The organism is Bacillus aerolatus (assembly GCF_009183655.1).
GTDB classification, from domain to species: Bacteria; Bacillota; Bacilli; order Bacillales; family Domibacillaceae; genus Pseudobacillus; species Pseudobacillus aerolatus.
Genome location: NZ_WEIO01000023.1, coordinates 1 through 7467 on the forward strand (window position 1 = coordinate 1; position 7467 = coordinate 7467).

A 7467-nucleotide genomic window follows, 5' to 3' on the forward strand; every position below is an offset into this window, starting at 1 on the left:
AAAAGCAGAGGCGACTGTTTAGACACGACAAGCAAATGTTCTGACGCTGAAAAGGCGCTAAGCCTTGTAAGCGGCAGGTTATTTGACCTCGAGTGTCTAGGAGCCGGAGCTGGACAAAATCGAAAAGCGGAAGCGCCTAACCGCGTGAAAGCAATAAACAATGGCATGGTATTGCCGGTTACTTATACAACATATTATCCAGTTTTGAAAGAGCAACTCTTTCAATTTTATACAGTCTGGTGGCGATAGCGAAGAGGCCACACCCGTTCCCATCCCGAACACGGAAGTTAAGCTCTTCAGCGCCGATGGTAGTTGGGGGTTTCCCCCTGTGAGAGTAGGACGCTGCCAGGCAAATGATAAAGAACAGCAGAGGCTGTTCTTTTTTGTGTTATATAAATGCACACTTACTAGTTAATAACCGATTAAACTAGTAAGTGTATCAAAAAGCGACGGCTCATACAGTGAGCCGTCGCAAACATATGTATTCTTTTAAAAGAAGTATAATCCGATACTAATAACGATTCCACTCAGCAAAAGAATAATCACGCAGTAACCCATAATGTCTTTTGCACGAAGTCCTGCAATCGCTAAAGCCGGCAGTGCCCAGAATGGTTGAATCATATTCGTCCATGCATCGCCCCATGCAATCGCCATTGCTGTTTTTGAATAACTAACATCAAGGACTTGTGCTGCGTCTAACATAATAGGTGCCTGCACTGCCCATTGTCCGCCGCCGGAAGGAACGAAGAAGTTCACGATTCCTGCTGCATAGAACGAAAATAAATGGAATGTGTTTTCGTTTGAAATGCTCACAAACGCTTCTGACATAACGCCAGCTAGTCCGGAAGCAACCATCATGCCCATAATTCCCGCATAAAATGGGAATTGAAAAATGATCCCTCCTGCTGTCTTAACAGCTTCTGAAACGGCTGCAAGGAAGCGTCTAGGCGTTCCGTGGAAAACAATTCCGAGTGTAACAAATATTAAGTTGACGATATTTAAGTTAAGGTCAAAACCTTTTGTTGAAAAGTGATAGCCTAAATAAACAAGACCTAAAGCACCGACAATAATTGATAAGAAAAAGCTATTTTCCATACGGGATGCAGGTGTATTATCCGTAATTGGCGCTAACTCTTCAGGCTCTTCAAGAAGAGCGGGATCGACGGTGAAAGTATCTTCTTTTTTCGGCATCATCCAACGATTTAATAATGGAACGGATATAAATAAAAGTGCCACAATCACTAAATTGTATGTAGAGAACATCGTTTCAGATGTAGGGATTACTCCCATCTTATCTGCGAAAGGATGACCTTCTGTTGCAATCGATAATGGAATCGAACCGGCAAGACCACCGTGCCAAATAATAAATCCAGAGTAAGCGCTTGCGATTAAGAGACGATAGTCAACATTCTTTACTTGTCTAGCAATCTCTTTTGCAAATAATGCTCCAATAACCAAGCCGAAACCCCAGTTAATCCAACATGCGATTAACGAAACAACTGAAACTAAAAGTATCGCTGAACCCGGAGATTTCGCTCCTCTTGCCATCCCGCTTAATAATTTTTTGAAAAATGGACTACTTGCAAGTACATGACCTGCGACAAGAACAATCACCATTTGCATCGTGAAGGACAGTAACCCCCAAAAGCCATCTCCCCAATAAATAGCCATATCGAGTGCGGTTGAATCCGTTAAACCAAGCCCGAGTAAAAACACGAGCAACGTTAAAATAACAACGAAAACATATGGATCTGGTAAATAACGCTCCATTATGGCGTTTGAGAGCCTTGTTAATGATTTCAAAATAATTTCCCCTTTGCTGTGAATTTTCCTCCCACTCTTTATTTTATAATACTCTGACAACTATGGCTATACTAGTAAGATAATAGCGATCTTTCAATCTGTACTAGGTCATTGAGCGTTTAATAGCTTGGAAAAGACTTGGACTATTTTGTAGCAATGAGGGATGACGTATTTAAACAAGGATCGCTGTTATTTTAATACGGCTTTTGAAGTGCTCCTATGGATAATGGTTATTCAGAAAGTATGAGCAATAAGCCCCCCTCGTCTCCCTTTGAAGGAACCGGATTTTTAATCCTGTAAAATCGACTAGTTAAGGGAAGAGGGAGCGGCCATACTTTCTAACGAGTGCTTTTCTCGATTTCCCGTTCTGTTGCGACAGTACTGTTTGTTTTGGTAAATTGCATGGCAGCTTTCGGTTGAGTTACCAACTTTTCTAAGTTCTCAGCTGGGATAGGGGGACTCAATAAATAACCCTGTATCTCATGGCATTGGAGGTTCTGTAAGAACAAAAGCTGTTCTTCATCTTCAACTCCTTCCGCAATGACATTGATATTTAAACTTTGTGCCATTGAAATAATAGCTTTCACTATAGCGGCATCTTCTAGATCATAATTGATGTTGCTCATGAACGATCTGTCGATTTTTATATAATCAATCGGCATTTTTTTTAAATAGCCAAGTGAACTGTACCCGGTTCCAAAATCATCCATGCTAATATTGATTCCAAGCTTTTTTAAATCCCGTAATACTTCAGTAGAGTGCTCTACATGCATAGCCATACTTTCGGTAATTTCAAGGTTTAGTAATGAAGGATCTAATTCTTCATTTTTTAGTATGTCTGAAATCATTTTAACAATATCAGGTTGTTTGAACTGCAAAGCGGACAAATTGACAGATAATTTTAATGGAAACAAATTATCTTGCCACTTTTTACACTGTGCAATCGCCGTTCGCAAAACCCAATTACCGATTGGGATAATTAATCCTGATTCTTCTGCTTGAGGAATAAAATCATTGGGTTGAATAATTCCCCGCTCCGGGTGAACCCACCGAACCAATGCCTCTACCCCAATAATTTGTTCGGTATGGATATTAAGCTGCGGTTGATAGTACACAACAAATTCGTTACGCTCTAATGCCATTCGTAATTCATTTTCTAACTGCAATCGCTGAGAAATTTTCATGTCATTTTCCGGCTTAAAAAATGAAAATCCATTTCTCCCTTGCTCTTTAGCATCATACATTGCTGTATCGGCATTTTTTATGAGTGTTTCTTCGTCTTTTCCATCCTTTGGATACATGGATAATCCAATACTAGTAGTGATGAATACTTCATGGTCTTCGAGATAAAAAGGTCGGGTTAAGGAATGAATGATTCGTTTAGCTGTATTCTCCGCCTCTTGTTCAGTAGTATCTTTAAGTATAATCGTAAACTCATCCCCGCCATTTCGAGAGACTACATTTTGAGTTCCTAAGCATGCTTGTAGTCTTTCAGCTACACTCTTTAATAATAAATCTCCAAAAGTATGCCCCATGGAGTCATTTATTAGCTTAAAACGATCCAAATCTAAAAATGCCACGGCTGCTAATGTCTTATTGTCTTCTGCTTCTTTTAGCGATTCGGTAAGATATTCATTAAACAACCTTCGATTCGGCAAACCTGTAAGTGTGTCTTGGTAAGCCATTTGCCTAATTGTTTCCTCAGTCTCTTTAAATTCCGTTATATCACGAGCATATACGGTAAATGCAGGCAATCCTTCTTTTTTTATTCTAGTAATTGTCATTTCTACTGGAAATTCTGTACCACTGCGCCGAATCCCGGTGACCTCCATGCGTGTATCGCATATTAACTTTCCATCATTTGAAGTAAGAGAAGGGGAGGAGTCCGTGTTATTCAAAGATGAACGTGAAAAAAGCTTCTTTTCCATGTTCTGGCCTAGTATATCTTCTCTAGAATAACCAAATGTTCTTATGACTGATGGATTACATTCCAAGATGTTTCCATTACGATCAATAATAATCACACAATCTAAAACAGACTCAAGAATGGCTCCTTTAAAGGCAATTTCTTCATTCAACCTTCGATCAAGAAGGAAAGAAATCACAAGCATAATACCGAGAATGACAACGGTGCTGATAGCCACAGAAATAACGATCGCATAGATATCAATATCGGAAGATGCCCCTACTCCTGTTCCTTGGTGGACAGGCGTAAAGATGGCGGAAACCATCCCTGTATAATGCATGCCAGCAATAGCAATTCCCATCACCATCCCGCTGATCAATTTTGCTCTACTGCTTATACCTTTTTCACTCTCACGAAATCGAAAGGCAAGCATCAGTGCAATGATAGAAGCACCTATGGCAATGAGAATCGAGATAGAAAAAAAGAAGGGGCGATAAGTAATATGTACGCCTCTCATTGCCGCCATTCCAATATAATGCATGCCGCTTATGCCTAATCCCATAAAAAGACCGCCAATGAATAATTTAGTATTGTTCATTTTTGATTGGCAAGTAAAATAAAGTCCGCACAAAGACGCCGCGACTGCCACAACAACGGAAAGAACGACAAGAAAAACATCATAGCTGATAGGGACAGGCAATTGATGAGCTAACATCGCAATGAAGTGCATTGCCCAAATTCCTATCCCCATAGCGAACGATCCGCTTAACAGCCAAAGTTTCCTTTGCCACCCTTTTGAAAAGTGGATTCTTCTTGCAATATCAAGAGCTGTAAGTGAGGCCATAAATGCAATAATAAATGAAAGAGCAACCAAAGGTAAATCATGGGTTCCGTGCATATGATGCATTTGTGTGTACCTCCTTGTTTGCATGCTTTTCTATCAGTAGTTTGATAGACTTTATTTATGGCTATTTACTTATTAAAAGCTGGTAATCTGTTTTCTGTGGCACAAGAGATTTTATAAACGAAATTTTTCCTTGCAACGTGGTAACTCGTATCATACCCATAGAAATTTTTCCGCATTTCGTGCAATTCCTCTTTACGATAGCTTTCTAAAGGTTTAATTGCTTCATCTTCTGCTCTATTTCGCCGTTTCTCCAATAGAAAATGAGAGAACTCTGAAGAATAGGATAAATCTTCAGCGATGGTTTCGATTCGTTTGCAGAAATCCACTCTCGTTTCACTAAACGTATCATCGATTAACCCGATAGATACAGCCGTAGTTGTACTGACAGGTAAGCATGAATCTGTTAGTTCTGCTGCTTTGATGTGACCAACACGTTTGGGCAGCAAATACGTCCAATACTCAGATCCGTATAGTCCACCCATTTTTTTATAATGTGGGTTGAGTACTATGCCTTGTCTTGCGTACACATAGTCTGCTGCCAAGGCAAGAATAACTCCTCCTGCTCCGGCATTTCCTTGCATAGCTGAAATGACTAACTTAGAATCAGCATTTATAATTTCCTGCACAAGATCATTCATTGCATTTATATTTTCCCAAGATTCATCGGCAGGACTATCCGCGTTTTCAATTGTATTTAGGTGGATTCCATTTGACCAAAAATCATGTCCCCCCATCAACACGATGACCTTAATTTCTCGCTTTTTAATTTCTGCTAACGTATTCTTTAAGCGAATACATTGATCTGTACTCATAGCACCGTTATAAAAATTAAAGTGTAGATACCCTACATTACCTTTTTCTTCATACGAGATTTCTCTAAAGGTTTGTCCCTCGTAATTCTCAAAGACGGAAAGTGGGGAGGGAGGTATGTTCCGCAGCCTATTTTTTAATACTAAGGCAGCAGGTAACTTAAACCCTCCTTTTTTCTTTAAATGAGTAATCCAAACTGCTCCATCGCCTGTAGCTCTGCACAGCGCTCCATTTCGATGCGCTAAAATTTCTCCTGGAGAACCTTTTAATACATCCTCTTCATGAACTCCAAAAAGGTGATATTCTTCCCCGAAGATGGAATCAAGAACTCCTGGAAAACTGTCTGCTGCACGAATTTTACGTGCGATTATCTCTGTAGATTCAGTCCAATCTATTTTTCTGTTAATCTGTTTCATGGTAGGGCGAAGTCTGCCTTTAACTTCTTTATTATTGTAATTAAGTGGCTCTGGAATAAAGTTTCCCTGCCCATATTTAACAATGGTATCAAGTAAACCTTTTATTGTAGCCTGAGTGACTTCGTGACGGTATATGCAGCTCTTGCTGACTTTTGGCATTGCGAAATTTTGGCTGGACCATATGTCGCCTGCATCCATTTCAGCATCCGCCTGAAGCAGTGTTACTCCCCACTCCATTTCGTCATTCAAAATGGCCCAATCCAAAGAAGAAGGACCCCTATCTCCTTTTATACCGGGATGAACAATGATGCAAATATGACTTCTCCAAATCAATTCTGGAATAGCGGTTTTCAAAAAAGGCGCAATAATCAATTGGGGCTTAACTCGAGCAACCGATTCGATCATTGCATCATCACTAGTGGCTAATTGAATTTCGACTTCATATCCTTTGTCGGTAAGTTCTACAAAAGCTCTTTGACTCAAACTATTGTGTGAAGTCGTAAGAAATAAAATACGCATGCTTATAACCTCTCCTTTGAATTAAATGAAACCTAACATAATTAGAGTGTTCTCATATTGTGAATTAAAGATGATGTTATTATTTTTAAGTTAAACCAGGTGATAGTTTTTCAAATTAACCTTATACAAATAAGACTGCCCTCGACATAGAGAAGTCTTTGATTCTTTCTAACTAATATTAAAGTCGAGTAATCTAGTATTGTTGAGTGTAGGGTTATTTTCGATGCAAACTGTCCAATCATATAGAAAAGCCTGTTATTTAATAACGGAAGTGCTTAAAAAGATTTTGGTAACCGAGCCGTCATACCAAACTGTGTCCTTATGCCTTTCAATAGTCTTATCTTCCTATCACTAGTTCTTTTATCCTTGTTAGTTTACCATATAAGCACAGTAGTGTAAAAATATATAATAAAAATGAACTAGAAATAATGCTCATGGTCAGGCGATATAACCAAAAGTTGAGAATTAACAGAAAGGTTGACTACTTAATGGAGCATCCACACGAAGAGAACGCTTTGAAAGACTTGTTTAACAGAATGGCGGCAGCTTGGAATAAAGGGGGCGGAGGTGCTTACTCTGTGTGCTTCACCGAAGACGTCGCTCCGTTGCGGTCTGGCATCGGGGATCGATTTAGATTTCATGTATCTTTTAGAGGAAGGTATGTATTCTCTGAATAGCAGCCGGCCGGGCGTTGATAATTGCTAAATAATTATCACTACCTAAATAAAAGGGGATTTAAATTTTTGGTAAGTAATTCTTTCGTGAAATTTTATTGACTTTATTTCTTAGAAAATGTTATATTAGTTATCCGCCAATAATAACAGCGGATTTGAAAGAAAAGAATTTTAAAAACACTTGACTAATATAATCGATGGATGCTATTATATTATTCTACCGCTAAAAAACGGTTGAAATTGATCTTTGAAAACTGAACAAAATACATGCCAGTAAGTTAATTCTTATTTTTAAAACATGAGCTATGCAAACATCTTTTTGGAGAGTTTGATCCTGGCTCAGGACGAACGCTGGCGGCGTGCCTAATACATGCAAGTCGAGCGGACTTGACTGGAGCTTGCTCCAGTTCAAGTTAGCGGCGGACGGGTGAG

General features: G+C 39.3%; 4 protein-coding genes and 2 rRNA genes. 3 read left to right on the plus strand and 3 right to left on the minus strand.

Annotation, left to right across the window (positions count from 1 at the left end; all coding sequences use genetic code 11):
• On the plus strand, positions 1-249 hold a 249-nt coding region (locus F9802_RS20050), incomplete at its 5' end, for a hypothetical protein (RefSeq protein ID WP_225435417.1).
• Positions 236-351, plus strand: a 5S ribosomal RNA gene (gene rrf / locus F9802_RS19370). The genes F9802_RS20050 and rrf, both read left to right, overlap by 14 nt.
• A 138-nt stretch (positions 352-489) precedes the next feature.
• Here the strand turns inward: rrf and F9802_RS19375 are convergent.
• The 3 genes from F9802_RS19375 to F9802_RS19385 form a co-directional block, all read right to left on the minus strand.
• Positions 490-1803, minus strand: coding sequence for a short-chain fatty acid transporter (locus F9802_RS19375; RefSeq protein WP_152154735.1), 1314 nt, complete (start codon positions 1801-1803; stop codon positions 490-492).
• 338 nt (positions 1804-2141) lie between these two features.
• The gene (locus F9802_RS19380; RefSeq protein ID WP_191992054.1) at positions 2142-4616 is read right to left on the minus strand and encodes a bifunctional diguanylate cyclase/phosphodiesterase; all 2475 of its coding nucleotides are present in this window, start codon (positions 4614-4616) and stop codon (positions 2142-2144) included.
• 65 nt (positions 4617-4681) lie between these two features.
• Entirely contained in the window at positions 4682-6361 is a 1680-nt protein-coding gene (locus F9802_RS19385; protein ID WP_152154737.1) for a hydrogenase maturation protein, read from the minus strand.
• A gap of 990 nt (positions 6362-7351) precedes the next feature.
• Between F9802_RS19385 and F9802_RS19390 the strand changes: the two genes are divergently transcribed.
• Positions 7352-7467: ribosomal RNA gene (locus F9802_RS19390) — 16S ribosomal RNA — on the plus strand; the annotation flags it as partial.

Coding starts and splice junctions, on each gene's coding strand:
- F9802_RS19380 (WP_191992054.1), bottom strand. CDS start 4,616: ATGCATCATATGCACGGAACCCATGATTTACCTTTGGTTGCTCTTTCA.
- F9802_RS19385 (WP_152154737.1), bottom strand. CDS start 6,361: ATGCGTATTTTATTTCTTACGACTTCACACAATAGTTTGAGTCAAAGA.